The organism is Protofrankia sp. Cr1, from assembly GCF_963555865.1.
Lineage (GTDB): Bacteria > Actinomycetota > Actinomycetes > Frankiales > Frankiaceae > Protofrankia.
In genome coordinates this window covers 14908-17100 of the sequence record NZ_CAUVXO010000082.1, presented here as the reverse complement: position 1 = coordinate 17100, position 2193 = coordinate 14908, and the positions used below count along the sequence as shown (strand labels likewise).

General features: G+C 67.9%; 2 protein-coding genes. Both read right to left on the bottom strand.

Going from position 1 to position 2193, the window contains the following annotated elements; all coding sequences use genetic code 11:
- Positions 1-86 precede the first annotated feature (86 nt).
- Positions 87-731, bottom strand: coding sequence for a phosphoribosyltransferase (locus tag U9980_RS09685; protein ID WP_322767620.1), 645 nt, complete (start codon positions 729-731; stop codon positions 87-89).
- A 2-nt stretch (positions 732-733) separates the two neighbouring features.
- On the bottom strand, positions 734-1516 hold the full coding sequence (locus tag U9980_RS09680; RefSeq protein WP_322767619.1) for a DUF1918 domain-containing protein: 783 nt from the start codon (positions 1514-1516) through the stop codon (positions 734-736).
- Between the last annotated feature and the right edge of the window lie 677 nt (positions 1517-2193).

Below are 2193 nucleotides of genomic sequence, written 5' to 3'. Positions count from 1 at the left end.
CCGGAACCAGCACCGACAAAGACGACCAGCGGGCTGGCAGCGGGCGCGGACGAACATCCTCGCGCCGCCGGCAGATCGCACAGGCATCACGCCAGAGCGAGACCAAGCAGCTCCCGGACCTCGTCGTCGGTCGTCTGGGCGAAGTCGGCGTAGTACTGGCCGACGGCGAAGAAGGTCGACGGCGTACTGAGGCAGACAACGCCGTCGGCAATGAGCCGCATCTGCTGGCAGGCACGCTCGGAGGCCACCGGCACAGCAACGATCACTCGGGCCGGCCGGCGTCGGCGGACCGCGTCGATGGCAGCACGCATCGTGGCTCCGGTAGCCATGCCGTCGTCGACGAGCAGGACGACACGACCGGTGACGTCGAGGGGCGCCCGGTCGTCGCGGTAGGCGTGTTCCCGCCGGTCAAGCTCGCGGCGCTCGGTGTCCACCACCCGGTCGATCATCTCCTCGCCGATACCGAGACCGCGAATCACCTGGTCGTTGCGGACGAGCGTCCCACCGGTGGCCAACGCCCCCATCGCAAGCTCGGCATGACCGGGCGCACCGAGCTTGCGGACGAGGAAGACGTCCATGGACGCCCGCAGCCGCTGGGCGACCTCGAAGGCGACCGGCACTCCCCCCCGGGGCAGGGCGAGGACGACGACATCGCCCCGGTCGGTGTGGCCGGCCAGGGACTCGGCCAGAGCCCGGCCGGCCGACCGCCGGTCAACGAACAATTCGGGCACCGTCACCCCCTGCCGTCACCGTTGCCGCTGCCGGTACTGCCACCGGTACTGCGACCGCTACCGCTAGCGGCCTTACCACCGGTGGCGGCGGCCTCGTCGGCGACACGCGGACGCACCTCGGCATCCGGACCGGGGTAGGTGAAGGTGACGTGCTCCGAATCGGACCAACTGACCAGGAACGGCGGATCACCGGACGGGGACCGCACTTCGATGATCTCTCCAAACCTTTCCGGCCTACCCAGAGTCCGCCCGTGAATGACCAGAGTGTCACCTGGGTGTGCCCGGACCAGCCGACGCGATGCGTCGGTGGTGGCACCGTCGCCGGCGTGAGCGCCTGCGCCCACCCCGGCGACCGGGGTCCGGCGATGGCGGGCGATGACCTCCTGAGCGAGCGGCCGGATCAGATCTTCGATTCGCCGCGCGTCCCGTATCAGGAGATCGTCGACGGACAGGACGCCGACGATCTGGTCACCGTCGAGGACCGGCAGCCGGCGCAGAGCGTGGTCCCGGAACACCTCGTACGCGCGCGCCAGTTCCACACCCACCGACAGGGTGAGGACATCGGTCGTCATCACCTGCCCGACAGCGGTCTCCACCGCGATGTCACGGGCGAGACCGCGCAGCACGATATCCCGATCAGTCACAATTCCGACCAGACGCTCATGGTCCGTGACGAGAAGCGCACCCACCCCGTGGCGGTCCATCTCCTGCGCCGCTTCCCGAATCGTCCTGGTCCGCTCCACCGTTACCGGCGGTGCGCTGACGACGCTGAGTACGTCCGTCATCGACGCTCACCTCCCGGGCCTGGACCCCTGGTCAGCGTCCCGAACGTCACGAGTCGGGACCTCCGACGACCAGCCCGTAATGTTGTTGGTAAAATATGATCTAAATATGGCTAAAGGTCGTAATACCGGCCGATACCGTACAAGTCCGTCCGGCGGGTACAGCCCGGATTCCTCCGGATGCGAAGGAAGCCACCACCAGCCGCGCGACCGTCGGCGCCGCCCTGTCCTTCCCATCCCCCTCGACCATGCTCGGCACACCCCGAAGGGCGACCTTTCCATGCGCCCCGACCCGGGTACCGCCTACGAGTAGCAAGATTTCAACCACTATGGGTCAGGTGGTTCAAGGTGTCCTTTCCGTGGAAGGTGGCAGGAGTCAACACGACCCACGTGACCAACCTCCGGTCGCCTCAACAAGGAGGACGCATCGTGAAGGGAGGACGCATCGTGACGATGGTCGTGGCATACGGCGACGGCCTGGTACGGAGCGCGGCCGATCCGCCGCTCGACACAACGCCGAGACCAGAACCGACACCCGGGCCGGATGTCCCGAAGCCTGGCCCGTGGCCCGACACGCCCATACCGGGACCCGACATCCCCCATCCCGACCCTGCGCCCGACACACCGGGACGCGAGCCAGGACCGGACATTCCCGGCCCCCTACCATGATCTGATCTGCC

Bases quoted from the DNA above. Each gene is read 5' to 3' on its own strand.
- U9980_RS09680 (WP_322767619.1), bottom strand. From the start codon at position 1,516: ATGACGGACGTACTCAGCGTCGTCAGCGCACCGCCGGTAACGGTGGAG.